The following is a 24,430-nucleotide window of genomic DNA, read 5'->3' as shown; positions in this document are numbered from 1 at the left end:
CATTCATTAGCCAACGATCAAGATACCCTTCAGACGAAGCCGCATCCGGTTGCTCGCCAAGAGGGTGTCGAAGAACGTGACGACGCGGTCGAAGTCTGGGTTCGTCACGCCCGCGGCAACGTAGACGTTCCGGACTGCAATCGCCAGATAGTCGACGTCATCCATCATGCACGCTTGGAAGAGGCCTTTGAGGAACTGGTTGTTGGTCACTCCACGTCCGGCCTCGACCTCGACCACGTACCGTTCGTCCGCGTGATAGGCATCCGCTTCGAATGCCTTGGCGACTCATCCGTTGTTGCCATATAAGACGGGGACGCGAATCTTGTCCGCGTGCTTTTTCCCTGCCTCGACGGCGAAGCCGAGTTTTACAAGAGGCGCGGCAACATAAGCCAGAACACCGTTGCTCGGAAGCGCATGTCTATCCGAAGCAATCGACGAATGAACTTCGTCGATTGCCTGGACAACGCCGACGGCAAGACGCGTCGCTTTGTCGGACCTCGGGAAATAAGCCCAATTGACCATTTTTAGAATTTGATAGCGAATGCGTGTATCGGGCTGCTTGCACGGACTAACACTTTGCGAATGAAAGACCGCCGGAGTTACTGACCGTCTGTGCCGAAGCGGAAGGAGACGTTGCCATTTCCTTGGCCGGCGCGGGCCGGAAACGACGCGGCGGCAGATTCTAGCGCACAGCCTTTCGAAGTTCCCCCGCGTACAATACCGCCTTTGAACCCCGCAACCGCCCCACATGTCCTCCCCTCTCTTCGACTGGTTTGTCCCCTGCCCGCGCGGTCTCGAAGCGCCGCTCGCCGCCGAGCTTGCCGAGATCGGGGAGCGACACGTCAGCACTGCGCCGCTCTCGGGAAGCGGTCCGCTCACCGTCGGCGCGCAAGTGCCGGGCGGCGTGCACTTCCGGGGCGGCTGGGTCGCGGGCATGGCGGCGAACCTGCACTCGCGCATCGCGAGCCGCGTGTTGCTGAAGATCGCGCACGGCCCGTATCGCAATGAGCACGATATCTACGAACTGACGCATCGGCAGCGATGGGAACAGTGGTTCACGCCGAGCCAGACCATGCGCGTCGATCTGACGGCGATCAAATCGCCGCTCAAGAGCCTTGAATTCACCACGCTGCGCGTAAAAGACGCCGTGTGCGACCGCCTGCGCGATCTGAGCGGCGCACGCCCGAGCATCGATACGGCGCAGCCCGACGTGCGCGTGTTCGCGTTCCTCACCATGAACGAGTGCACGCTCTATCTCGACACCTCCGGCGAACCGCTCTTCAAGCGCGGCTGGCGGCTCGACAAGGGCGCGGCGCCCCTTCGCGAAAATCTTGCCGCCGGCATTCTGCGCCTCACCGGATGGACGCCCGGCACGCCCCTTTTCGATCCGATGTGCGGCAGCGGCACCTTCCTCGCCGAGGCCGCGCAAACCGCGCTCAACATCGCGCCAGGCAGCGAGCGGCGCTTCGGCTTCGAAAAGCTGAAGCCGTTCCATCCGGGCATGTGGCAAAAGCTCAAGAACGCCGCGATGGAAGCGAAGCGCGCCGCGCGCGCCAACGCGAAGGACATCAACATCTTCGGCAGCGACATCTCCGGCGACATGCTCGACAAGGCGCGCGCGAACCTGAGCCGCGCCGGCGTGCCGGAACTCTCGCTCAAGCAGGTGGACGCCCGCAACATGACGCCGCCCACCGAGGCGCCCGGCATCCTCGTCGCGAATCCGCCGTATGGCGAACGCATCGAAGTGCGCGGACGCGGCCCGCGCGGCGAAATCCGCGACACGGCTCGGTCGCGCCGCGAGGACGACGACGCATTCGCCCGCGCCCAGCCCGATCCCGCCGACACCGAATTCTTCGTCTCGTTCGGCAACGCGCTCAAGCAGCGCTTCCCCGGCTGGCGCGCCTATGTGCTGACGTCCGACCGCAAGCTGCCCGGCATGCTCCGGCTGCGCGAATCGACCAAGACGCCGCTGTTCAACGGCGCGCTCGAATGCCGGCTGTTCCGCTTCGACCTCGTGGCGGGCAGCGTGCGCAACCGGGTGCAAGAGTAGGCACGCGGTAACGAGCTCGACCGCTTTCGGGCGAGTATGCCCCGCCGTGTGACATGCGACCACTAGGCCGAATGGCCTATTCGCGCAGCTTGTAGGCCGGCGCTACAATCGGCGCATGAACTCACTTACCGAAGATGTCAGCCCGATCGCCGTCGATGTCTACCGCAGCCGCCGCGAGCGTGTGCTCGCGCAGTTGCGCGCGCAGGGCGGCGGGCTCGCCGTCCTTTCGACCGCGCCGGAAGTCATGCGCAATCGCGACACCGACTATCCGTTCCGCCACGACAGCTACTTCTATTACCTGACCGGCTTCAGCGAACCCGAGGCGACGCTCGTGCTGAACGCGAGCGCGCGGGATGGCGAGCCCGCGTCTATCCTGTTCTGTCGGGAGAAGAACGCCGAACGGGAGACATGGGAAGGCTTTCGCTACGGCCCCGAAGCTGCCGCCGAGGCGTTCGGTTTCGATGCCGCCTTTGCCATCGGCGCGCTCGACGAACACATGCCGCGCCTTCTCGCCGACCAGCCCGCGCTCTTTTACGCGCTCGGAACGTCGGCTGAACTCGACGCCAAGGTTCGCGGCTGGCTCGACGCCGTACGGGCGCAAAGCCGCAGCGGCGTGCGCGCGCCGACGCGGGCGCAGCATCTGTTGCCGATCATCGACGAAATGCGGATGGTGAAGGACGCGCACGAGATCGCGATCATGCGCCGCGCGGCATCCATCTCCGCCGAGGCGCACCGCCGCGCGATGCACGCTTGCCGCCCCGGCATGCGCGAATACGAACTCGAAGCGGAACTGCTCTACACGTTCCGGCGGCGCGGCGCGCAAGCGCCCGCGTACGGTTCCATCGTGGCTACGGGCGCGAATGCCTGCGTGCTGCATTACCCGGCGGGCAATGCAATCCTGCGCGACGGCGACCTCGTCCTCATCGACGCCGCGTGCGAGCTGGACGGCTACGCCTCCGACATCACGCGCACGTTCCCGGCAAGCGGCCGTTTCACGCCAGCGCAGCGCGAGCTCTATGACATCGTGCTCGCCGCGCAGTCCGCCGCCATCGACGCGACGCGTGCGGGCGTGAGCTTCGACGCGCCGCATCAGGCCGCGCTCGAAGTGCTGTCGCAAGGTCTGCTCGACACCGGCATCCTCGATAAAGCGAAGTTCGGCGGCGTGGAGAACGTCATCGCGGAACGCGCCTACGCGCGCTTCTATATGCATCGCACCGGCCATTGGCTCGGCATGGATGTGCATGACGCGGGCGAGTATCGGGAAGCCGACGGCCCGCGCGACGAGCAAGGCGCGCGTCCCTGGCGTACGCTCGTGGCCGGCAACGTGCTGACCATCGAGCCGGGCCTGTACGTGCGCGCCGCCGAGGACGTGCCCGAGCGCTTCTGGAACACAGGCATCCGAATCGAAGACGACGCGCTCGTCACGCCCGGCGGCTGCGATTTGCTGACGCGCGAAGTCCCCGTCGCAGCCGACGAGATCGAGGCGCTCATGCGCGAATCCATCAGCCATTGAACCTCACGACATGAGCGACGCCACCACGCAGCCGCATTTCGATTACGACATCGCCATCGTCGGCGCGGGGCCGGTCGGGCTCGCGCTCGCCGGCTGGCTCGCGCGGCGCAGCGCGACCTCGCGGCTTTCCATCGCGCTGATCGACGCGCGCACGCCCGAAGCCGCCGCGAACGATCCGCGCTCGCTCGCGCTTTCGCACGGCAGCCGCGTCATGCTCCAGCCGCTCGGCTTTCCCGCCGACGTCACGCCGATCCGCCGCATTCACGTTTCGCAGCGCGGGCATTTCGGGCGCACGCTGATCGAGCACGACGAACACGACTTGCCGGAACTCGGTTACGTGGTGCGCTACGGCTCGCTCGTCAGCGCGCTCGCGAAGGCCGTGCGTGCGACTAAGGTCGATTGGCTCACCGATACTTCCGCCCTGCCGCCCTTGCAGGACAACGAAGGCGTGACCTTGCCGCTGCAATCAGGCGGTGTCGAGCGCATGATCCGGGTGCGCGTGCTGGTCAACGCAGAAGGCGGGCTGTATCAGCAAGGTCCGCGCGATGTCGCGGAATCCGCGCAGCGCCGGGCTCGCGACTACGGGCAGACGGCCATCGTCGGCACCGTGAGCGTGTCGGACCCGCAAGCCAACGTCGCGTGGGAACGCTTCACGAATCAAGGCCCGATTGCGCTTCTGCCGTGCGGCGGCCAGCGTCACGCGGACTATTCGCTCGTCTGGTGCTGCTCGCCCGATGAAGCCGCGCGACGCATGCAGCTCGACGACGACGCCTTCCTCGCCGAACTCGGCGTCGCGTTCGGCTCGCGCATGGGGCGCTTTACGCGCATCGTCGGGCGGGCGGCGTACCCGCTCGGGCTGACGGCGCTCGACACGCTGGTGGACCGGCGCACGGTCGCCATCGGCAACGCGGCGCAAACGCTGCATCCGGTGGCGGGCCAGGGCTTGAACCTCGGGCTGCGCGACGCGCAGGCGCTCTGCGACGCCCTCTCGACCGACGGACCGCGCCCGCTCGCGCTCGCGCATTTCGCACAGCGGCGCGCGCTCGACCGGCGCTTCACCATCGGCGCGACGGATACGCTCGCCCGCATCTTCACGGTGGATTTTGCGCCGCTCGCCGCCGCGCGCGGGCTGGCGCTGACTGCGCTCGAATTCCTGCCGCCGCTCAAAACGGCGCTCGCGCGGCAGATGATGTTCGGCCAGCGGCGCTGAACCTGTGCGACTTGTGTGGCAGACGCGCGACTTATCCTCTATGGCCGCGTCTGCTTTCATAGAAGATTTAAACACTTGCACGCGATTGCTCTTAATTTCAGCACTCGCTTAGCGTTAAAATACGCGTTTCCCTTCCGCATTCCTGCATCCGTCTGACGCGACACGGCGCTCCTTGCCGAACGTTCGCCCGCCCGGTGCCCCGACTTCATGCCCATCATCGGTTCACACGTTCTGCGCAATAACCTGTTCGTCGCTCCGATGGCAGGCGTCACCGACCGGCCGTTCCGCCAGTTGTGCAAGCGCATGGGCGCGGGCTACGCGGTGTCGGAGATGGTCGCGTCCAACGCGCAGTTGTGGAAGAGCGAAAAGACCATGCGCCGCGCGAACCATGCGGGCGAGGTCGAGCCGATTGCCGTGCAGATCGCGGGCGCCGACCCGCAGATGCTCGCCGAAGCCGCGCGTCACAACGTGGCGAACGGCGCGCAGATCATCGACATCAACATGGGCTGCCCGGCCAAGAAGGTGTGCAACGTCGCCGCGGGATCGGCGCTCTTGCAGAACGAACCGCTGGTCGCGCGCATCGTCGAGGCGGTCGTGCAGGCGGTCGGCGTCGGCCCGGACGCGGTGCCGGTCACGCTCAAGATTCGCACGGGCTGGAATCGCGAGAACAAGAATGCGCTGACCATCGCGCGCATTGCCGAGAATGCCGGCATCTCCATGCTGACCGTGCACGGACGCACGCGCGCCGACTTGTATAAGGGCGACGCGGAGTACGAGACCATCGCCGCCGTGAAGGCGTCGGTGAAGATTCCGGTCGTCGCGAACGGCGACATCGCGACGCCCGAAAAAGCGCGCGACGTGCTCGCGGCAACCGGCGCGGACGCCATCATGATCGGCCGCGCGGCGCAGGGCCGGCCGTGGCTCTTCCGCGAGATCGAGCACTTCCTTGCGACGGGCGAGCGCATGCCGCCGCCGCGCATCGACGAGATCCAGCAGGTGATGAACGAGCACCTCGAAGATCACTACGCGTTCTACGGCGAATTCACGGGCGTGCGGACTGCGCGCAAGCACATCGGCTGGTACACTCGCGGCCTTTCCGGGGCCAACACCTTCCGGCACCGGATGAATACGCTCGACACGACCAAAGAACAATTGTTCGCTGTGAACGAATTCTTCGACGCGCAAAAGGCGCTGTCAGACCGTCTCGTCTATGTGGATGAGGCCGCGGACGCAGACGAAGCGGCCGATGAAGAATCGTGCGGCGGACAGAACAACACAGACCGACGAATCGCCGCATGAGCAGACATAACATCGAACAATGCGTCCGCCAGAGCCTCGACAGCTACTTTCAGGACCTGGACGGCTCGAACCCGCACGACGTATACGACATGGTGATCTCGTGCGTGGAGAAACCGATGCTCGAAGTGGTGCTCGCGCAGGCAGGCGGCAATCAGTCGCTCGCCGCCGAGTATCTCGGCATCAACCGCAACACGCTACGCAAGAAACTTCAGCAGCACGGATTGATTTGATTCTTCGGACGAGGCGCGCGCCTCGAGTCCGGCCTGGTTATCCTTTCTGGTTTCAGTGTTCATCATGATCAAGCAAGCGCTCATCTCGGTTTCCGACAAGTCCGGCATCGTCGAATTCGCCCAATCGCTCTCGCAGCTCGGCGTCAGGCTTCTTTCGACCGGCGGCACGGCGAAACTGCTCGCGGACGCGGGACTGCCCGTGACCGAAGTCGCCGACTACACCGGCTTCCCGGAAATGCTGGATGGGCGCGTGAAGACGCTGCATCCCAAGGTGCACGGCGGCATTCTCGCGCGCCGCGATCTGCCCGAGCACATGGCCGCGCTGGAGAAGCACGACATTCCGACGATCGACCTGCTCGTCGTCAACCTGTATCCGTTCGTGCAGACGGTGGCGAAGGAACAGTGCTCGCTGGAAGACGCCATCGAGAACATCGACATCGGCGGGCCGACCATGCTGCGCTCAGCGGCGAAGAATCATCGCGATGTGACCGTCATCGTCGATCCGGCCGACTACGCCGCCGTGCTCGACGAAATGCGCGCGAACAACAACAGCGTCGGCTATGCGACGAACTTGCGGCTCGCGACGAAGGTCTTCGCGCACACCGCGCAGTACGACGGCGCGATCACGAATTATCTGACGAGCCTCACCGACACGCTTCAGCACAGCGAGCGCAACACCTACCCCGCCACGTTCAATCTGGCGTTCGAGAAGGTGCAGGACCTGCGCTACGGCGAAAACCCGCATCAAAGCGCGGCGTTCTACCGCGATCTTTCGGTGCCCGCCGGCGCGCTCGCCAACTACGAGCAGTTGCAGGGCAAGGAACTCTCGTACAACAACATCGCGGATTCGGACGCCGCGTGGGAATGCGTGAAGACCTTCGACGCGCCGGCGTGCGTCATCATCAAGCACGCGAATCCGTGCGGCGTCGCCATCGGCGCGAACGCGCACGAGGCTTACTCGAAGGCGTTCCAGACGGATCCCACTTCGGCGTTCGGCGGCATCATCGCGTTCAATCGCGAAGTGGACGAAGCGGCGGCGCAGGCCGTGGCGAAGCAGTTCGTCGAAGTGCTGATCGCGCCTTCGTTCAGCGAAGCCGCGCGTGCCGTGTTCGCCGCGAAGCAGAACGTGCGCTTGCTGCAAATCGCGCTCGGCGACGGCCACAACGCATTCGACCTAAAGCGCGTGGGCGGCGGTCTGCTGGTTCAGTCGCTCGACTCCAAGAACGTGCAGCCGCATGAATTGCGCGTCGTCACCAAGCGCCATCCGACGCCGAAGGAAATGGACGATCTGATGTTCGCCTGGCGCGTGGCGAAGTACGTGAAGTCGAACGCCATCGTTTTCTGCGGCGGCGGCATGACGCTCGGCGTCGGCGCGGGCCAGATGAGCCGCGTGGATTCGGCGCGCATCGCGGGCATCAAGGCGCAGAACGCAGGTCTCTCGCTCAACGGCTCGGCGGTCGCATCGGATGCGTTTTTCCCGTTCCGCGACGGCCTCGACGTCGTGGTGAACGCGGGCGCGACCTGCGTGATCCAGCCGGGCGGCTCCATGCGCGACGACGAAGTGGTCGCCGCCGCCGACGAGCACAATGTCGCGATGATCCTCACCGGCACGCGCCATTTCCGCCATTAATCGCGCCGAGTTCATTTAGTATTGGCCTGTTTGCGCGTCGAGTCGCGCAAGCAGGCCATTTCACTTTGGACGAGCCGCATCGCGAACGAATGAGAATACTAGGCATCGACCCCGGCCTGCGCGTGACGGGCTTCGGCATCATCGACATGGCGGGGCACTCGCTCAACTATGTGACGAGCGGCGTCATCAAGACGGCCGACGCCGATTTGCCTTCGCGCCTGAACACCATCTTCGACGGCATTTCCACGCTGATCCGGCAGCACAATCCCGATCAGGCGGCGATCGAGAAAGTCTTCGTCAACGTCAATCCGCAATCGACGCTGCTGCTCGGGCAGGCGCGCGGCGCGGCCATTTGCGGGCTGGTCGCGAGCGGCGTGCCGGTCGCCGAATACACCGCGCTGCAACTGAAGCAGGCTGTTGTCGGCTACGGCCGCGCGACCAAGGAGCAGATGCAGCACATGGTCGTGCGCCTGCTGAATCTTACGGGCGTGCCGAGCACCGACGCCGCCGACGCGCTCGGCATGGCCATCTGTCACGCGCACGGCGGCACGGGGCTCGCCACGCTCGGCGGCATTGCGCCGTCGCTCGCGAAGAAAGGCCTGCGCGTGCGGCGCGGCAGGCTCATCGGCTAAATCTTTTCATTCGATAACGCAAACATGATTGGTCGCATCGCCGGCGTTCTGCTGGAAAAAAATCCGCCGCACCTGCTCGTCGACTGCAACGGCGTCGGCTATGAAATCGACGTGCCGATGAGCACGTTCTACAACCTGCCGAACGCGGGCGACAAGGTTGTACTGCTCACGCAGATGATCGTGCGCGAGGACGCGCATCTGCTCTACGGCTTCCTCACATCGCAGGAACGCGCGACGTTTCGCGAATTGTTAAAGATCAGCGGCATCGGCGCGCGCATGGCGCTCGCGGTGCTTTCCGGCATGAGCGTCCAAGAGCTTGCGCAGACGGTGACGACGCAAGACACCGCGCGCTTGACGCGCGTGCCGGGCATCGGCAAGAAGACGGCTGAACGCCTGCTGCTCGAACTGAAGGGCAAGCTCGGCGCCGATCTCGGCGCAATGGCGAGCGCCGCTTCGCAGTCCGACCATGCGTCCGACATTCTCAATGCGCTGCTCGCGCTCGGCTATTCCGAGAAGGAAGCGCTCGCCGCCATCAAGAACGTGCCGGCGGGTACGGGCGTCTCGGAAGGCATCAAGCTCGCGTTGAAGGCGCTCTCGAAAGCCTGATTCTCGGGGCGCCCGGCGCTGTGCGCCACTAGGCCGTTCGGCCAGGTTCGCGGCGAGAAGGCTCGCTGTACAATCGACCCATGATCGAAACCGACAAACTCGCCGCCGAACGCATCATCTCGGCCACGCCCGTCTCGCCGAACGAAGAAGCCTTCGAGCGCGCGCTGCGACCGCGCCAGCTCGACGAATACGTGGGGCAGGAAAAGGTGCGCGGGCAGCTCGAAATCTTCATCGAAGCGGCCAAGCGGCGTTCCGAAGCGCTGGATCATGTGCTGCTGTTCGGCCCTCCGGGTCTCGGCAAGACCACGCTCGCGCATATCATCGCGCGGGAAATGGGCGTGAATCTGCGGCAGACGTCGGGGCCGGTGCTGGAGCGCGCAGGCGACCTCGCCGCGCTGCTCACCAATCTCGAAGCGAACGACGTGCTTTTCATCGACGAGATTCATCGGCTGTCGCCGGTCGTCGAGGAAATCCTGTACCCGGCGCTCGAGGATTATCAGATCGACATCATGATCGGCGAAGGGCCGGCCGCGCGCAGCGTGAAGCTGGATCTTCAGCCGTTCACGCTCGTCGGCGCGACCACGCGCGCGGGCATGCTGACGAATCCGCTGCGCGACCGCTTCGGCATCGTGTCGCGGCTGGAGTTCTATAACGCGAACGAGCTCGCGCGTATCGTGTCGCGCTCGGCGTCGCTCCTGAAGGCGGACATCGTGCCCGAGGGCGCGCTCGAAATCGCGCGGCGTTCGCGCGGCACGCCGCGTATCGCGAACCGGCTGCTGCGCCGCGTGCGCGACTACGCGGAAGTGAAGGCGAACGGCAGCATCACGGCGGAAGTGGCGGATGCTGCGCTGAAGATGCTGGACGTCGATCCGGTCGGCTTCGACCTGATGGACCGGAAGCTGCTCGAAGCGATCCTGCACAAGTTCGACGGCGGGCCTGTCGGCGTCGATAACCTCGCGGCGGCCATCGGCGAAGAACGCGACACCATCGAAGACGTGCTGGAACCGTATCTGATCCAGCAAGGCTATTTGCAGCGCACGCCGCGCGGGCGCGTCGCGACCTTGCTGACGTATCGGCACTTCGGCATTGCCGCGCCGGACGGCGGCCCGATCCGCGACCTCTGGGACGCCAACAACGGCTAGCGCATGTCGGATCAGGCAACGTTGGTCACGCGCGTGCGGTCGTCGATTGCACGCGGCATCACGAATCTCACGACCGGTAGCGGGCCGACGCTCGATTACTCCTCGCCGCCGGGCGATCCGGGCCTCTTCGGGCCGGACACCATCTGCTGGAAAGTCCACGCCGATTTCACGTCGATGATGACGAGCGGCATCAGCGCGCTGTTGCTCCAGACGCTGCATCCGCTGGCGCTCGCGGGCGTGTGGGATCACTCCACGTTTCGCACGGATATCCTCGGGCGTCTGCGGCGCACGGCGACTTTCATCGCGGGAACCACGTTCGGCAACCGGCAAGACGCGCTCGCGCTGATCGAGCGCGTGAAGCGCATCCATATGGGCGTGACGGGCACCGCGCCCGATGGCCGGTCGTATCGCGCGAGCGATGCCGATCTTCTGACATGGGTGCACGTCGCGGAAGTCACGAGCTTTCTGCAAGGCTATCTGCGCTACGTCGACCCAACTCTGTCCGAGGCGGATCAGGACCGCTACTTCGAAGAAACGGCGCTCGTCGCCCGCCTGCTCGGCGCGCGGGACGTGCCGACCACGCGCGCGCAGGTCGACGCTTATCTCGCCGCCATGCGTCCGCATTTGCATGCAAGCGAGCGCACGCAGGAAGTCATTCGCGTGCTCAGGAACGCGCCGACGCCGAGCGTCGTCATGAAGCCCGCGCGCGTGCTCGTGTTCAATGCGGGCGTCGATTTGCTGCCCGACTGGGCGCAGGACATGCTCGGGCTGTCGTCGCTCGCGCCGATGCGGCGGGTCATCGTGCGTCCCTGCGTGCGGGCGATGGCGCCGGTCGTCCGCTGGGCGCTCGTCAACGGCATCTCGAAGCGTGCGCGCTTGCGAGTTGCCGCAAAGAAGAACGACTAGGCTGTCTTGCGCAGGCTGTCGTCGGCGGTGTCGGTCACGAGATGCGACACGTCACCCCACGACATCACCGTCGCATGGCCGCTGTCGTAATCGACCACGTTGAGGCTGCAATTGAGCAGCGGCCAGTTGCGCGGCGCGTCGAGCGGCAGTTTCATCGCGAACCGGTAGATGCAGTCGAGCACGCCGCCGTGCGCCACGCACGCGATGCGCCCGCCCGGATGCGCGGCGACGATCGGCTCCATCGCGTGGATCACGCGGTGGAAAAAGACGCGCAGCGATTCCCCGCCGGGCGGCGTGAAGCCGGGATCGCGCGTCTGCCATTCGACGTACTCGGCCGGAAACTTCTCGCTGATTTCGTCGCTGTCGTGGCCCTGGAACGCGCCGTAGTTGCGTTCGCGCAAGCCTTCGGACAAGCGCAGGTCGAGTCCGAGCGCATCGGCGAACGGGCGGGCGGTCTGTTGGGCGCGTAGAAGATCGCTGGTGTAGACGGCGTCGAGCCGCCCTTCCCGCGCGATGCGCGCGCCCAATTGTTCCGCTTGCAGCACGCCATGCGCGGACAGCGGAATGTCGATATGCCCCTGGATGCGCTTCACGCGGTTCCAGTCGGTTTCGCCGTGGCGGATGAACAGGACTTGCGTCGTCATGGCCGCACCTGCAGCCAGAACGTCACCGGTCCGTCGTTGACGAGCGACACCTGCATTTCCGCGCCGAATTCGCCGGTCTCGACAATCGGATGCTTCGAACGCGCCTCGCGCACGAAGTAATCGAAGAGCCGCTTGCCTTCGTCGGGCGGCGCGGCCGGCGTGAAGCTCGGGCGCAAACCGCTCGATGTATCGGCGGCGAGCGTGAACTGCGAGACCAGCAGCACGCCGCCCGCCTGCCCCGCGCCGTCGATGTTCTGCACGGAGAGGTTCATCTTGCCGGCCGCGTCGCTGAACACGCGGTACGCCAGCATCTTCGCGAGCAGCTTGTCGGCTGCGGCCTCGGTGTCGCCTCGTTCGGCGCAGACGAGCGCGAGCAGGCCCGCGTCGATCGCGCCGGTCACGCGTTCGCCGACGCGCACGTCGGCGCGCCGCACTCGCTGGATAAGCGCGATCATCCGCTTACGCCGTCAGCGTGATGCGCGCGAAGCGGCGCTTGCCCACCTGCACGACGAACTCGCCCGGCTCGACTTTCAAACCCTTGTCGGAAACCGTCGCGCCGTCGATCTTCACGCCGCCCTGCTCGATGTTGCGCAGCGCCTCGCTCGTAGACGGCACGAGCCCCGCCTGCTTCAGCAACTGGCCGATGGCAAGCGGCGCGCCCGCGAGCGTCACGGTCGGGATATCGTCCGGCACGCCGCCCTTCGCGCGATGGTTGAAGTCTTCGAGCGCGCGCTCCGCGTCCGCCGGCGAATGGAATCGCGCGACGATTTCCTGCGCGAGCATCACCTTGAAGTCGCGCGGATTGCGGCCGCCCTCCGCTTCCTGCTTGAAGCGCGCGATCTCTTCCATGCTGCGGAACGACAGCAGTTCGAAGTAACGCCACATGAGCACGTCGGAAATGCTCATCAGCTTGCCGAACATCTCGGTCGGCTTCTCGCTGATGCCGACATAGTTGTGCTTCGACTTCGACATCTTTTCGACGCCGTCGAGCCCTTCGAGGAGCGGCATCGTCAGAATGCATTGCTGCTCCTGACCGTATTGCTTCTGCAATTCACGGCCGACAAGCAGATTGAACTTCTGATCCGTGCCGCCGAGTTCCAGGTCCGCATTGAGCGCGACGGAGTCGTAGCCCTGCATCAGCGGATAGAGGAATTCGTGAATCGAGATGGGCACGCCGGTCTGGAAACGCTTGGTGAAATCTTCGCGTTCCAGAATGCGCGCGACCGTGTAACGCGAAGCGAGCTTGATCATGCCGTCCGCGCCGAGCGGCATGGACCATTCGCTGTTGTAGCGGATCTCGGTTTTCTCGCGGTCGAGCACCAGCGACGCCTGATCGAAATACGTCTTCGCGTTCATTTCGATCTGCTCGCGCGTGAGCGGCGGGCGCGTGGCGTTGCGCCCGGACGGATCGCCGATCAGCGACGTGAAATCGCCGATCAGGAAGATGACCTGATGCCCGAGGTCCTGCAACTGGCGCATCTTGTTGAGCACCACCGTATGGCCGATGTGAATGTCCGGCGCGGTCGGGTCCAGCCCGAGCTTGATGCGCAACGGCTTGCCCGTGGCGGCGCTCCGTGCGAGCTTCTGCGCGAACTCGTCTTCGATCAGCAGTTCGTCGCAGCCGCGCTTGGCGATCGCGAGGGCGGCGCGCACGTCGTCGGTGATCGGAAAGGCCTCGCGCGGCGGCGCGGAAGAAGCGTTGGAGTCAGTGGTCATGCTTGCGGCTTGTGATGTGGAAAATTGCGATGGCGCCGTCCCGGACGGCCTCGCGCGGTGCGCAATGGCGTAATGGGCGTGATGGGCGTATTGGCGTGTTCAGGCTCACGATTTTACGCGATGAGCCGCGCATTCGGTCCGTTCGGCGGCGCGCGGACATTCGGCGGCGGCTGCGGGCGGTGGCCGCGGTCGGTGGCTGCGTCTTAACGATCGGCGCGGATGCGCGGATAATCCCGCGTTGATGGACAAGCACCGACGAGCATCGACGAGGAGGCGAGCGTGGGGAAAAAAGCCGAAGCAATGGAACCGGGCAAGGCAGACGGCGTGTACTTCGGCCTGATGTCCGGCACGAGCATGGACGGCGTCGATGGCGTCGCGGTGCAGTTCGCCACGGGCAAACCGCCGGTCGTGCTCGGCGAGGCGCACGTGTCCTTCTCCGAGGGTCTGCGCGACGCGCTCTTCGCGCTGCAGGCGCCGGGCGACAACGAACTGGAACGCGAGGCGCTCGCCGGCAATGCGCTCGCCACGCGCTACGCCGTCTGCTGCCACGAGTTGCAGAGCGTGAGCGGCTATTCGTCGACGAAGGTGCGCGCGATCGGCGTGCACGGTCAAACGGTGCGGCATCGGCCGGAAAAAGGGTACACGCGGCAGATCAACAATCCGGCGTTGCTCGCGGAAATGACCAATATCGACGTGATCGCCGATTTCCGCAGCCGCGACGTCGCCGCCGGCGGTCAGGGCGCGCCGCTCGTGCCGGCGTTCCACGCGACGATTTTCGGCGCGAAGAACGAGACGCGCGTCGTCTGCAATCTGGGCGGCATCAGCAATATCACGGTCCTGGCGGCGAGCGGCGCGGTGCGCGGCTTCGATTGCGGCCCGGCGAACGCGCTGCTGGATGAATGGGCGCACCGGCATCTGAACAAACCGTACGACGACGGCGGGAAGTTCGCGGCGCGCGGCGAGGTGAACCGGCCGCTACTCAACGCGCTGCTGGACGAGCCGTTTTTCGAGGAAGCGCCGCCGAAAAGCACGGGCCGCGATCTGTTCAACCCGTCGTGGCTGGATGCGAAGCTCGCGCCGTTCCCGTCGCTCGCCCCCGCCGACGTGCAAGCGACGCTCACCGCGCTCACGGCCGTGACGGTCGCGCGCGAAATCGAGCGCCACGCGTCCGACGCCCGCGCGGTCTACGTCTGCGGCGGCGGCGCGCGCAATCCCGTGCTCATGCAGATGCTGCAACAGGCGCTCGATGAAACCGGCGTCTCGGGCGTGCCCGTGATGACGACGGATGCGCTCGGCGTGCCGCCGCAGCAAGTCGAAGCGTTCGCGTTCGCGTGGCTCGCGATGCGCTGCGTGGCGCGCGAGCCCGGCAATCTCGCGTCGGTGACAGGCGCGGCCGGCGAGCGCGTGCTGGGCGCGATCTACCCGCGCTGACTTTTTTCGCGAGCAGAAACGAAAAACGGAGCCCGAAGGCTCCGCTTTTCCACAACCGCTCGATCCGCGTTCAGACCGAGAACGACGAACCGCAACCGCAAGTCGTCGTCGCGTTCGGATTCTTGATCACGAACTGCGCGCCGTTGAGATCGTCCTTATAGTCGATTTCCGCGCCGACGAGGTACTGATAGCTCATCGAATCGACGAGCAGCTGAACGCCGCTCTTGTCCATCACGGTGTCGTCTTCGTTGATTTCTTCGTCGAACGTGAAACCGTACTGGAAGCCCGAGCATCCGCCGCCTTGCACGAACACGCGCAGCTTCAGATCCGGATTGCCTTCTTCGTCGATCAATTGCTTGACCTTGTCGGCCGCAGCGTCGGTGAAGACGAACGGCATCGGCATTTCGGTCGTGGGGGTGTCGCTGACTGCGCTCATTGAACTCTCCAATTTAGCTTCTAGCCGCTATTGTAGGGCTGATCTCAAAATCGTGCCGAAAGCCCATGAAATCAAGAGGCTATATGCAAATTCGACTGATTCGGGTAAATCGCGCCCATAGAAAAAGCCGCCGGCACCTTGCAGTGCGGGCGGCTTTCGCAGCAGCTTCGCCGGCAGAACCGGCGAAACCCGAAGCGATTAACGCTTCGAGAATTGCTTCCTGCGGCGTGCCTTGTGGAAACCGACCTTCTTACGTTCCACTTCACGCGCGTCACGCGTGACGAAGCCGGCGTTCGACAGTTGCGACTTGAGCGTTGCGTCGTAGTCCATCAGCGCACGGGTGATGCCGTGGCGGACCGCGCCTGCCTGACCCGTTTCGCCGCCGCCGTTCACGTTGACTTTGATGTCGAACGTGGTGGCGTGGTTCGTGAGTTCCAGCGGTTGACGCACGATCATCAGCGACGTTTCGCGCGAGAAATAGTCGGCGATGGGCTTGCCATTGACGATGATCTCGCCCTTGCCCGACTTGATGAAGACACGAGCGACGGCGCTCTTGCGGCGGCCCGTACCGTAGTTCCAGTTACCGATCATGTGGGCTCCCTTAGATCTCGAGCGACTTGGGCTGTTGAGCCGTGTGCGGATGCGTGGCTTCAGCGTAGACCTTCAGCTTCTTGATCATCGCGTAGCCGAGCGGGCCCTTCGGCAGCATGCCCTTCACAGCCTTCTCGAGCGCGCGGCCCGGGAAACGCTCTTGCATCTTGCCGAACGTCGTTTCATAGATGCCGCCCGGGTAGCCCGAGTGACGGTAGTACTTCTTGTCCGTGGTCTTGTTGCCGGTGACCTTCAGCTTGCCGGCATTGACGACGATGATGTAGTCACCGGTGTCGACGTGCGGAGTGAATTCAGGCTTATGCTTGCCGCGAAGACGGCGTGCCACTTCGCTGGCGACACGGCCGAGAACCTTATCCGTCGCGTCAATCACGTACCATTCGCGCGTCACCTCTTCGGCTTTTGCGGAAAACGTCTTCATGATCGATCCAAAAATTAATCTGCCCTTTGCTCTTTACCTTGTTCGGTCCTGCTTATATGAGTGCGCTAAATGACTTTCCTTGCGCGTGCAGGCTCTCCCTGACTTCTCTCCGCGGGCGTGTGACGAAGAGAACTTTGAAGTATAGCGGGAAAACGCTCGTTGCGTCAAAGGGTTGCGGCACTCGGCGGCCCATTGCGACGGCGCGCGGCTCTTCGAACGAAAAAAAGCCCGAGCATTTGAAGCTCGGGCTCAATCCACCTAGGAGGAGGTGGAGGAGACGCTGTAGGTACTGCAATAACCAATGGCCTGAGTATAGGCACGGTCATGCTGCAAAGCAAGAAGATTCGCATCATGAGAGAACGTTTCATAATGTGGATTCGGCTTGCGCTGTCGCCACGGCGTTTCGGTGTCGCGGCGGCTGAATTTCCGAGCGTCAGCGTGGCGCGCGCGGTTATGCGGATTCTGGCTTCCCGGCTGCGTCAATCCGAGAATGCGCGAACCCGGTCCGCGATGACGGTTCGATGAACCGCTACAATGAAAGCTGTCTACAACGCGTCAAGCGGGCGGAGCCTCAGCATGGAATGCAAAGTGAGCTGGATGGGACAGGACGGCATGGCGTTCGCCGCCGAAACCGGCAGCGGTCATCTCGTCAACATGGACGGCGCGCCGGAAGGCGGCGGCCGCAATCTCGCGCCGCGCCCGATGGAAATGGTTCTGCTCGGCACGGGCGGCTGCACCGCGTACGACGTCGTGATGATCCTGAAGAAAAGCCGTCAGGAAATCGAAGGCTGCTCGGTGACGCTCAAGGCCGAGCGCGCAAGCGAAGACCCGAAGGTGTTCACCAAGATCCACTTCCACTTCACGGTCACGGGCGAGAACCTGAATCCCGCGACGGTGGAACGCGCCATCAATCTGTCGCACGACAAGTATTGTTCGGCGTCGATCATGCTCGCCAAGACGGCGGAACTCACGCATTCGTTCGATATCGTCGAACGCTAAGCGCGTCGCAGAAAAAAAGAGCCGGCGTCATGATGACGCCGGCTCTTTCTTTTGAATGACGACAAAGCGGGCCGATAAGCCGGATTCTGTGCGCGCGCCGCCCGAAGGCGAACGCGCGTGGCAGCCATTCCTCTAGGCGCGCCATTGCTGACGCGCTCGAGCTTCCTACCCGCAGACGAACGGGGGCACCGTCCTGCATCGCGAAGATGCGCGCCTGCCTATTTGGAATTGCTCCGGGTGGAGGTTACCGTGCCGGCACGTCTCGCGACGGCCGCGGTGCGCTCTTACCGCACCGTTTCACCCTTACCTGATCTTCGGACTTGCGCCCGAAGCCATCGGCGGTTTGCTTTCTGTTGCCCTGTTCCGCGTGTTGCCACGGATGGCCGTTAGCCATCACCCTGCCCTGTGGAGTCCGGACTTTCCTCGCCCTCGACGCCAGAAGCGCCGAAGCCGCGGCTGCCTGGCCTGCTTTGCAGCGTCGATTCTAACATGCGGCTTTCGCGCGCTTCGCTGCGCCTGCCGCGCTGCGCCGGCCGGGACGGAAGACGGACGGGTCGTCGTAGAACGCTGCGTCCGCGTTTGCGTCGCACCAGCCGGGCACGCCGAGCACCGGCAGGGGCGCGAACGCGCGGCTCGCGGGCGGCTCGGCCATCAGGCTACGCGAAACGAGATCGTCGAGCATGGAGCGGCGCTCGGCATCGTCCGATGAGAAATAGGCAGCCGGCACGTCCACGATCCACGCGTGCCCCGTGCACGCCTTGTATGGCGCGACGAGCTTTTCGAGCAACGCGTGGCCGAAGATGCGCGCCTCGCACCGGCTGCCCCACGACGTACGTTCCGTGACGAACAACGCGCGCCAGTCGAAGCGGCGCAGCGCATCGGCGAGCGATGGATCAGCGCACGCGAACAGCACCGCATTTTCGTCGAAGAGCGTGAGCGCATCGCGCACGCCGCCGCGCGTCGGGCCGATGCCGAGCGCGTCGATCTGCTCCGCCTGACACGCGTTGAGCGCCGCCTTGATGTGCGGATACGCGAACCACATCAGGCCGTTGAAGAAATCGTGGAGATTGTGGCGCGTCGGCACGCAGCCGGTCGCGGCGATATGCGCCTCGTACGACGCGCCCTCCCGCAGCGATTCTTGCGCGATGAACGCGAGCGGCCGGCCGCGTCCGGTGACGAACGCGGCTTCGCTCGCGTCATCGTTCAATGCTTCGAGATAGCGCGCGGGACCATCGAGCGCCGCCGCCTGCCAGCGTTTGCCGCGCGACGCGAGCGGCGCGAGCCACGGGCGCGTCCAATCGATCTCGTCGAAACGCGCGGACACTGCTGCTACCGTCAGACCGATTCCACGAACCGCCAGCCGATCGACTCGCCGCCGCGCAGCGGGACGATCTGCGTATCGCCCGCGGCGAACTCGGCGGGCAGCGTCCATGACGCGCGCTCCAGCGTCACCGTCTCCGCGCTGCGCGGCAGGCCGTAGAAATCGGCGCCGTGGAAACTCGCGAAGCCTTCGAGCTTGTCGATCGCGCCGGCCTTGTCGAAGGCTTCGGCATAGAGTTCGAGCGCGTGCAGCGCCGTGTAGCAGCCCGCGCAGCCGCACGCGTGTTCCTTCAGGCCCTTCGGATGCGGCGCGCTGTCAGTGCCGAGGAAAAAGCGCGGATTACCGGAGGTCGCCGCCTCGACGAGCGCCACGCGATGCGTCTCGCGCTTGAGCACCGGCAAGCAGTAATAGTGCGGACGGATGCCGCCGACGAGCATCGCGTTTCGGTTGTACAGCAGATGATGCGCGGTGATCGTCGCGCCGATCGTGCCTTGCGCGTCGCGCACGTAGTCGGCGGCGTCTTTCGTCGTGATGTGCTCGAAGACGATCTTGAGCGCGGGGAAATCGCGGTGCAGCGGCGTCATCACGCGGTCGATGAACACTTTCTCGCGGTCGAACACGTCGATGTCGCTATCGGTCACCTCGCCGTGCGTCAAGAGCGGCATGCCCACTTCCTGCATCGCTTCGAGCGTTTTCGCGCACTTGCCGAGCAGATCCGTCACGCCGGCGTCGGAATTCGTCGTCGCGCCGGCCGGGTACAGCTTCACGCCGTGCACGAAGCCGCTTTCCTTCGCGCGGCGGATTTCGTCGGGCAGCGTGTTGTCGGTGAGATAGAGCGTCATCAGCGGCTCGAAGCGCGCGCCCGCGCCCTCTTTCGGCAATGCCGCCAGAATCCGCTCGCGGTACGCCCCGGCCATTTCGGTGGTCGTCACCGGCGGCTTCAGGTTCGGCATGATGATCGCGCGGCCGAACTGGCGCGCCGTATGCGGGAGCACGGCGGCGAGCGTCGCGCCGTCGCGCACGTGCAGGTGCCAGTCGTCGGGGCGCGCCAGGGTCAGGGTCGTAGGCGAATCGGGCGATGCGGAAGTAGCGGACATGGCGTGGTGACGGCGAGGACGTTGAGAGAAAGCAAACCGCAAGCAAAGAACTGCGCAGCCGAGAAGCGCACGGCCGGAAAAAATCGCCGTGGAAATTCCACAACGGGCCGCCAACCGGCGACGGCGTTCGATTTTTTCGGGAATGCCCCGGTGATATGCTTGTCGGACGTATTGTAACAACCCGACTTCAGGGCTTCGGCCCGCCGCATCGAGCAACATGTGCCAACTTCTCGGAATGAATTGCGCCGAACCGACCGACGTGACGTTCTCGTTCACCGGCTTCGCGGCGCGCGGCGGAATGACGGATCATCACGCGGATGGCTGGGGCATCGCGTTCTTCGAGGACAAGGCGTGCCGGCTGTTCATCGATCATCAGTCGTCGGCGAGCTCGCCGCTCGCCGAGATGGTCAAGCGGTATCCGATCAAGTCGAAGAACACCATCGCGCATATTCGCAAGGCGACGCAAGGGCATATCCTTCTGGAGAACTGCCACCCGTTCATGCGCGAGTTGTGGGGCCGGCACTGGATCTTCGCGCATAACGGCGATCTGAACGGCCACGCGCCGCAACTGACCGGCGTCTATCAGCCGGTCGGCACCACGGACAGCGAACTCGCGTTTTGCGCGCTGCTGCAAGGCTTGCGCAGCGCCTTTCCGTGCTCGCAGCCGCCGCTCGACGAACTCTTCGAGGCGCTCGCCACGCTCACGCGCGAGATCACGCAGTACGGCGTGTTCAACTTCCTGATGTCGAACGGGCAGGCGCTCTTTTCGCACTGCTCCACGCATCTCTACTATCTCGTGCGCAGCTGGCCGTTTTCGACCGCGCATCTGATCGACGCGGACATGTCGATCGACTTCGCGAAGTACACGACGCCCGAAGATCGCGTCGCCGTCATCGCGACTTCGCCGCTCACCGATAACGAAGTCTGGACGCGCTTCGCTCCCGGCGATCTCGCGATGTTCCAGCAAGGCGCGCTCGCGCGAACGTTCAACATTCCGGTGCCCGAGGCAGTCGCGAAGAAGGCGGCCGAACCGCTTGCGAAGGCGTGCGTCGGCTCCGCGCTGAAAATCGACGAGATCCGCACGACGGCGGCAGTCGAATCGGAACTGGGCATCGAATAAAAAAACGCGGCGCTTCTTCTCAGAAGCGCCGCGTTTCTTTCTAGCGTTGCGAAAGCTCAGTGCAGGATCTTCGCGAGGAAGTCCTTCGCGCGGTCCGACTTCGGGTTCGCGAAGAACGCGTCTTTCTGGTCGTCTTCCACGATCAAGCCACGGTCCATGAAGATCACGCGATGCGCGACCTTCTTCGCGAAGCCCATTTCGTGCGTCACGCACATCATGGTCATGCCTTCCTGTGCGAGCTCCACCATCACGTCGAGCACTTCGTTGATCATCTCCGGATCGAGCGCGGAAGTCGGCTCGTCGAAGAGCATCGCGATCGGGTCCATCGAAAGCGCGCGCGCAATCGCCACGCGCTGCTGCTGACCGCCCGACAACTGGCCGGGATACTTGTCCGCGTGCGCGCGCAAACCGACGCGATCCAGAAGCTTCAGGCCCTTCTGCGTCGCTTCGTCGTTCGAGCGGCCGAGCACCTTGATCTGCGCGAGCGTCAGGTTCTGCACGATCGACAGATGCGGAAAGAGTTCGAAGTGCTGGAACACCATGCCGACCTTCGAGCGCAGCTTCGACAGATTCGTCTTCTTGTCCGTGAGCGACTGGCCGTTGATGCTGATCTCGCCCTTCTGGAACGGCTCCAGGCCGTTGACGGTCTTGATGAGCGTCGACTTGCCCGACCCCGACGGGCCGCACACGACGACGACTTCGCCCTTCTTCACTTCGGTCGTGCAGTCGGTGAGCACCTGGAACTGCCCGTACCACTTCGAAACATTCTTGATAGAGATCATCTTGCGACCTTTTTCTGAAGACTTTTGACGAGCGCCGACGCCACCACGCACACCGCGAAATAACATGCCCCGGCGAACAGCACCATTTCGACGGTCGTGCCGTCGCGGTCGCCGATGTTCGTCGCCGTGCGGAAGAAGTCCGCGAGACTGATCACGTAGACGAGCGACGTGTCCTGGAACAACACGATCGCCTGCGTGAGCAGAAGCGGCACCATCGCGCGGAAGGCCTGCGGCAGCACGACGAGCTTCATCGCCTGACCGTAAGTCATGCCGAGCGCGAAGGCTGCATTGACCTGCCCGCGCGGCACCGCCTGAATGCCGGCGCGGATGATTTCCGAATAGTACGCGGCTTCGAACAGCGAGAACGCGACCATCGCCGATGCAAGGCGAATGTCGATATCCGCCGACAGCCCGAGCACGTTCTGCAGCACCTGCGGCACGATCAGGAAGAACCACAGCAGCACCATCACGAGCGGGATGGAGCGGAACAGCGTGACGTAGGCGCCCGCGAACCATTGCAGCGGCTTGATGCCCGAAAGGCGAAACAGCGCGACGACCGTCCCCCACACGATGCCGATCACGATGGCGAGCAGCGTGATCTGCAGCGTGATGATGGCGCCCGTCCACAGCGTAGGCAGCGAGCCGATGACGCCACTCCAGTTGAACTGATGCATTACTTGCCTCCGATGTAGCCAGGCAGCCGCGTTTTCGCTTCGATCCAGCGCATGAGCAGCATCACGATAAGGTTGATGAGCATGTACGCGAGCGTCACCGCGATAAACGATTCATAGGTCTGCGCCGTGTAGTCCACGAGCTGACGCGCCTGCGCCGACAGATCGAGCAGACCGATGGTGGAGGCCACCGCCGAATTCTTGAACACGTTCAGAAATTCCGACGTGAGCGGCGGCACGATGATGCGATACGCCACCGGCATCAGCACGTAGCGATACGTCTGCCATTGCGTGAAGCCCATCGCGAGGCCGGCGTTGCGCTGCCCGCGCGGCAACGCGTTGATGCCCGAGCGCACCTGTTCGCACACGCGCGCGCCGGTGAAGAGTCCGAGACAGATGATCGACGACGAAAAGAACTGCGCGGAAGGCGGCAGTTGCTTGAACCAGTTGCCGATGGAAGCCGGCAGCAGTTCCGGTATCACGAGATACCAGATGAAGAACTGCACGATCAGCGGAATATTGCGGAAGATCGCGACATAGACGGTGCCGATGCCCGCCAGCGTGCGATTCGGGACCGTGCGCAAGATGCCGAACAACGAGCCGACCACGAGCGCGATGACCCAGGCCGCGAGCGACACGGTAATCGTCACCCAGAAGCCTGAAATCAGCCAGCCGAGATACGTGGTGGGCTCGCCGGTGGAAACCGGACTCAGCAGAACGCCCCAGTTCCAGTGATAAGACATGGACTCACTCCAAAAAGAAACGGAAGAAGCAAGGCTCCTTCCGTCTCGTTCGTTCTTTACCCGAACCGGTTAGTCGATTGCCTTGTCATTCGGGCTCTTGAACAGAGCCTTCATGTCTTCGCTTTCCGGGAAGTTCAGGTTGAGCCCCTTCGGAGGAATCGGGCTTTCGAACCACTTCTTGTAGATCTTGTCGGCTTCGCCCGACGTCTCGACCTTTGCGATCGCGTCGTCGACCACCTTCTTGAACTCGGGGTCGTTCTTGCGCATCATGCAGCCGTACGCTTCATGCGATTGCGGCGCGCCGACGATCACGAAATCGCCCGGGTTGTTCGACTTCGCGCGCTCGCCGGCGAGCAGCGCATCGTCCATCATGAACGCGACCGCGCGGCCCGTCGACAGCGTCAGGAACGACTCGCCGTGGTCCTTCGCGCTGATGATGTTCATGCCCATGTTCTTTTCCTGATTCATCTTGCGAAGCAGGCGCTCGGACGTGGTGCCGGCGGTCGTCACGACGGTCTTGCCCTTCAGGTCGGCCCAGTCCTTCACGCCGGAATCCTTCTTGGTCATGAGACGCGTGCCGATCACGAAGATCGTGTTCGAGAAAGCCGCTTGCTGCTGGCGCTCGACGTTGTTCGTGGTCGAACCGCATTCGATATCGACGGTGCCGTTCTGCACGAGCGGAATGCGGTTCTGCGACGTCACCGGCGTCAGCTTCACCTTCAGGTTCGGCATGTTGAGCTTCTGCTTGACCGCCTCGACGACCTTCAGCGCGAACTCGTGCGAATAGCCGACGACATTCTGCTTGTCGTCATAGTACGAGAACGGAATGGACGATTCGCGATGCCCCAGCGAGATGACACCCGTATCCTTGATTTTCTTGAGCGTGCCCGCGTCCTGGGCGTAGGCGCCCGTGGCGAAAATTCCCAGCGCGGCGACGAGCAGCGCAGCCTTTTTAACCTTCATGTGTTCGATCTCCTGTGGCGAAAAACCGGGCCAAGTTTAGCAGGGTAATCAATCTGAAAGAATGATTGTTAACCGCAGTTCGTCTTATTTTAGAGACGGTTGAGTGCAACCCAGTGCAACTCCGCGTAGGCGCGCATATTACGCGAATTGATAAAAAAAGTGGCGGGGGGGGGGGGGGGGGGCGGGCCGGGGCCGCGGGGGGGGGGGGGGGGGGGGGGGCGGGGGGGGGGGGGGTGGGGGGTGGGGGGGGGGGGGGGCG

The 24,430-nt window shown here is 64.1% G+C and carries 26 protein-coding genes and 1 other RNA gene; 13 read left to right on the top strand and 14 right to left on the bottom strand.

Annotated features, from left to right (window positions below; translation table 11 throughout):
* Positions 1 to 6: 6 nt before the first annotated feature.
* Positions 7 to 237 (bottom strand): hypothetical protein, encoded by a 231-nt coding sequence (locus NCR35_RS03155; protein WP_250533017.1) that lies wholly within the window; start codon positions 235 to 237, stop codon positions 7 to 9.
* Between the two features lie 511 nt (positions 238 to 748).
* Here NCR35_RS03155 and NCR35_RS03150 point away from each other — a divergent pair.
* The 10 genes from NCR35_RS03150 (at position 749) to NCR35_RS03105 (ending at position 11,218) form a co-directional block, all read left to right on the top strand.
* On the top strand, positions 749 to 2,050 hold the full coding sequence (locus NCR35_RS03150) for a THUMP domain-containing class I SAM-dependent RNA methyltransferase (protein ID WP_250533016.1): 1,302 nt from the start codon (positions 749 to 751) through the stop codon (positions 2,048 to 2,050).
* A 115-nt stretch (positions 2,051 to 2,165) separates the two neighbouring features.
* Positions 2,166 to 3,563, top strand: coding sequence for an aminopeptidase P N-terminal domain-containing protein (locus tag NCR35_RS03145; RefSeq protein ID WP_250533015.1), 1,398 nt, complete (start codon positions 2,166 to 2,168; stop codon positions 3,561 to 3,563).
* Positions 3,564 to 3,573: 10 nt separating this feature from the next.
* Positions 3,574 to 4,773 carry a UbiH/UbiF/VisC/COQ6 family ubiquinone biosynthesis hydroxylase gene (locus NCR35_RS03140; RefSeq protein ID WP_250533014.1) on the top strand — a complete coding sequence of 400 codons (1,200 nt, stop codon included), beginning with the start codon at positions 3,574 to 3,576 and terminating at the stop codon, positions 4,771 to 4,773.
* A gap of 207 nt (positions 4,774 to 4,980) precedes the next feature.
* The gene (gene dusB / locus NCR35_RS03135) at positions 4,981 to 6,072 is read left to right on the top strand and encodes a tRNA dihydrouridine synthase DusB (protein WP_250533013.1); all 1,092 of its coding nucleotides are present in this window, start codon (positions 4,981 to 4,983) and stop codon (positions 6,070 to 6,072) included.
* Positions 6,069 to 6,302, top strand: a complete 234-nt coding sequence (locus NCR35_RS03130) for a Fis family transcriptional regulator (protein WP_175939453.1) — start codon at positions 6,069 to 6,071, stop codon at positions 6,300 to 6,302. Before dusB ends, NCR35_RS03130 begins: the two co-directional genes overlap by 4 nt.
* Before the next feature lie 64 nt (positions 6,303 to 6,366).
* Entirely contained in the window at positions 6,367 to 7,932 is a 1,566-nt protein-coding gene (purH, locus tag NCR35_RS03125; RefSeq protein WP_250533012.1) for a bifunctional phosphoribosylaminoimidazolecarboxamide formyltransferase/IMP cyclohydrolase, read from the top strand.
* Positions 7,933 to 8,021: 89 nt separating this feature from the next.
* Positions 8,022 to 8,564 carry a crossover junction endodeoxyribonuclease RuvC gene (gene ruvC / locus NCR35_RS03120; RefSeq protein WP_250533011.1) on the top strand — a complete coding sequence of 181 codons (543 nt, stop codon included), beginning with the start codon at positions 8,022 to 8,024 and terminating at the stop codon, positions 8,562 to 8,564.
* Positions 8,565 to 8,588: 24 nt separating this feature from the next.
* Positions 8,589 to 9,170, top strand: coding sequence for a Holliday junction branch migration protein RuvA (gene ruvA / locus NCR35_RS03115; protein WP_244847879.1), 582 nt, complete (start codon positions 8,589 to 8,591; stop codon positions 9,168 to 9,170).
* A gap of 80 nt (positions 9,171 to 9,250) precedes the next feature.
* Positions 9,251 to 10,312 (top strand): Holliday junction branch migration DNA helicase RuvB, encoded by a 1,062-nt coding sequence (ruvB, locus tag NCR35_RS03110; RefSeq protein WP_175939449.1) that lies wholly within the window; start codon positions 9,251 to 9,253, stop codon positions 10,310 to 10,312.
* Between the two features lie 3 nt (positions 10,313 to 10,315).
* Positions 10,316 to 11,218 carry an oxygenase MpaB family protein gene (locus tag NCR35_RS03105; RefSeq protein ID WP_250533010.1) on the top strand — a complete coding sequence of 301 codons (903 nt, stop codon included), beginning with the start codon at positions 10,316 to 10,318 and terminating at the stop codon, positions 11,216 to 11,218.
* Here the strand turns inward: NCR35_RS03105 and NCR35_RS03100 are convergent.
* From NCR35_RS03100 to tyrS, 3 genes are read right to left on the bottom strand one after another with little or no spacing between them, the layout of a single operon-like run.
* Entirely contained in the window at positions 11,215 to 11,862 is a 648-nt protein-coding gene (locus NCR35_RS03100; RefSeq protein ID WP_250533009.1) for a histidine phosphatase family protein, read from the bottom strand. The genes NCR35_RS03105 and NCR35_RS03100 overlap by 4 nt on opposite strands.
* A complete protein-coding gene (dtd, locus tag NCR35_RS03095; RefSeq protein WP_250533008.1) occupies positions 11,859 to 12,317 on the bottom strand; it encodes a D-aminoacyl-tRNA deacylase in 459 nt (152 codons plus the stop codon). Before dtd ends, NCR35_RS03100 begins: the two co-directional genes overlap by 4 nt.
* Before the next feature lie 4 nt (positions 12,318 to 12,321).
* Positions 12,322 to 13,578, bottom strand: coding sequence for a tyrosine--tRNA ligase (gene tyrS / locus NCR35_RS03090; protein ID WP_250533007.1), 1,257 nt, complete (start codon positions 13,576 to 13,578; stop codon positions 12,322 to 12,324).
* Positions 13,579 to 13,878: 300 nt separating this feature from the next.
* On the opposite strand from tyrS, the gene NCR35_RS03085 reads away from it, so the two are divergent.
* Positions 13,879 to 15,009: an anhydro-N-acetylmuramic acid kinase gene (locus tag NCR35_RS03085; RefSeq protein ID WP_250533121.1), complete on the top strand. Its 1,131-nt coding sequence runs from the start codon at positions 13,879 to 13,881 to the stop codon at positions 15,007 to 15,009.
* Between the two features lie 70 nt (positions 15,010 to 15,079).
* Here NCR35_RS03085 and erpA read toward each other — a convergent pair whose 3' ends face one another.
* The 3 genes from erpA to rplM all read right to left on the bottom strand — a co-directional run bounded on the left by erpA (position 15,080) and on the right by rplM (position 16,475).
* A complete protein-coding gene (erpA, locus tag NCR35_RS03080; protein WP_175939444.1) occupies positions 15,080 to 15,445 on the bottom strand; it encodes an iron-sulfur cluster insertion protein ErpA in 366 nt (121 codons plus the stop codon).
* A 198-nt stretch (positions 15,446 to 15,643) separates the two neighbouring features.
* Positions 15,644 to 16,036, bottom strand: coding sequence for a 30S ribosomal protein S9 (rpsI, locus tag NCR35_RS03075; RefSeq protein WP_008351569.1), 393 nt, complete (start codon positions 16,034 to 16,036; stop codon positions 15,644 to 15,646).
* Positions 16,037 to 16,046: 10 nt separating this feature from the next.
* On the bottom strand, positions 16,047 to 16,475 hold the full coding sequence (rplM, locus tag NCR35_RS03070; protein WP_159835229.1) for a 50S ribosomal protein L13: 429 nt from the start codon (positions 16,473 to 16,475) through the stop codon (positions 16,047 to 16,049).
* A 576-nt stretch (positions 16,476 to 17,051) separates the two neighbouring features.
* Here rplM and NCR35_RS03065 point away from each other — a divergent pair.
* Complete coding sequence (locus NCR35_RS03065) at positions 17,052 to 17,474, top strand: OsmC family protein (protein ID WP_250533006.1); 423 nt, start codon at positions 17,052 to 17,054, stop codon at positions 17,472 to 17,474.
* A gap of 59 nt (positions 17,475 to 17,533) precedes the next feature.
* Here the strand turns inward: NCR35_RS03065 and rnpB are convergent.
* The 3 genes from rnpB to pyrC all read right to left on the bottom strand — a co-directional run bounded on the left by rnpB (position 17,534) and on the right by pyrC (position 19,892).
* Positions 17,534 to 17,946: RNase P RNA component class A (gene rnpB / locus NCR35_RS03060), an RNA gene on the bottom strand.
* A 12-nt stretch (positions 17,947 to 17,958) separates the two neighbouring features.
* Positions 17,959 to 18,798 carry a DUF3025 domain-containing protein gene (locus NCR35_RS03055; RefSeq protein ID WP_350029178.1) on the bottom strand — a complete coding sequence of 280 codons (840 nt, stop codon included), beginning with the start codon at positions 18,796 to 18,798 and terminating at the stop codon, positions 17,959 to 17,961.
* A gap of 11 nt (positions 18,799 to 18,809) precedes the next feature.
* The gene (gene pyrC / locus NCR35_RS03050; RefSeq protein ID WP_250533005.1) at positions 18,810 to 19,892 is read right to left on the bottom strand and encodes a dihydroorotase; all 1,083 of its coding nucleotides are present in this window, start codon (positions 19,890 to 19,892) and stop codon (positions 18,810 to 18,812) included.
* Positions 19,893 to 20,109: 217 nt separating this feature from the next.
* Between pyrC and NCR35_RS03045 the strand changes: the two genes are divergently transcribed.
* Positions 20,110 to 21,012: a class II glutamine amidotransferase gene (locus NCR35_RS03045; protein WP_350029177.1), complete on the top strand. Its 903-nt coding sequence runs from the start codon at positions 20,110 to 20,112 to the stop codon at positions 21,010 to 21,012.
* 56 nt (positions 21,013 to 21,068) lie between these two features.
* Here the strand turns inward: NCR35_RS03045 and NCR35_RS03040 are convergent, their stop codons facing one another.
* The 4 genes from NCR35_RS03040 to NCR35_RS03025 all read right to left on the bottom strand — a co-directional run bounded on the left by NCR35_RS03040 (position 21,069) and on the right by NCR35_RS03025 (position 24,171).
* Positions 21,069 to 21,794: an amino acid ABC transporter ATP-binding protein gene (locus NCR35_RS03040; RefSeq protein WP_244847873.1), complete on the bottom strand. Its 726-nt coding sequence runs from the start codon at positions 21,792 to 21,794 to the stop codon at positions 21,069 to 21,071.
* Positions 21,791 to 22,468: a glutamate/aspartate ABC transporter permease GltK gene (gltK, locus tag NCR35_RS03035; protein WP_250533004.1), complete on the bottom strand. Its 678-nt coding sequence runs from the start codon at positions 22,466 to 22,468 to the stop codon at positions 21,791 to 21,793. The genes NCR35_RS03040 and gltK overlap by 4 nt, the downstream gene beginning before the upstream one ends.
* Positions 22,468 to 23,208, bottom strand: coding sequence for an amino acid ABC transporter permease (locus NCR35_RS03030; RefSeq protein WP_206467497.1), 741 nt, complete (start codon positions 23,206 to 23,208; stop codon positions 22,468 to 22,470). The genes gltK and NCR35_RS03030 overlap by 1 nt, the downstream gene beginning before the upstream one ends.
* A gap of 69 nt (positions 23,209 to 23,277) precedes the next feature.
* Positions 23,278 to 24,171 carry a glutamate/aspartate ABC transporter substrate-binding protein gene (locus tag NCR35_RS03025; protein WP_250533003.1) on the bottom strand — a complete coding sequence of 298 codons (894 nt, stop codon included), beginning with the start codon at positions 24,169 to 24,171 and terminating at the stop codon, positions 23,278 to 23,280.
* Positions 24,172 to 24,430: the final 259 nt, after the last annotated feature.

The sequence above is a fragment of the Caballeronia sp. AZ10_KS36 genome (genome assembly GCF_023631105.1).
In the GTDB taxonomy this organism is placed as follows: domain Bacteria; phylum Pseudomonadota; class Gammaproteobacteria; order Burkholderiales; family Burkholderiaceae; genus Caballeronia.
Note: the sequence above shows the minus strand (reverse complement) of the source record. Positions and strands in the feature narration are given on the sequence as shown.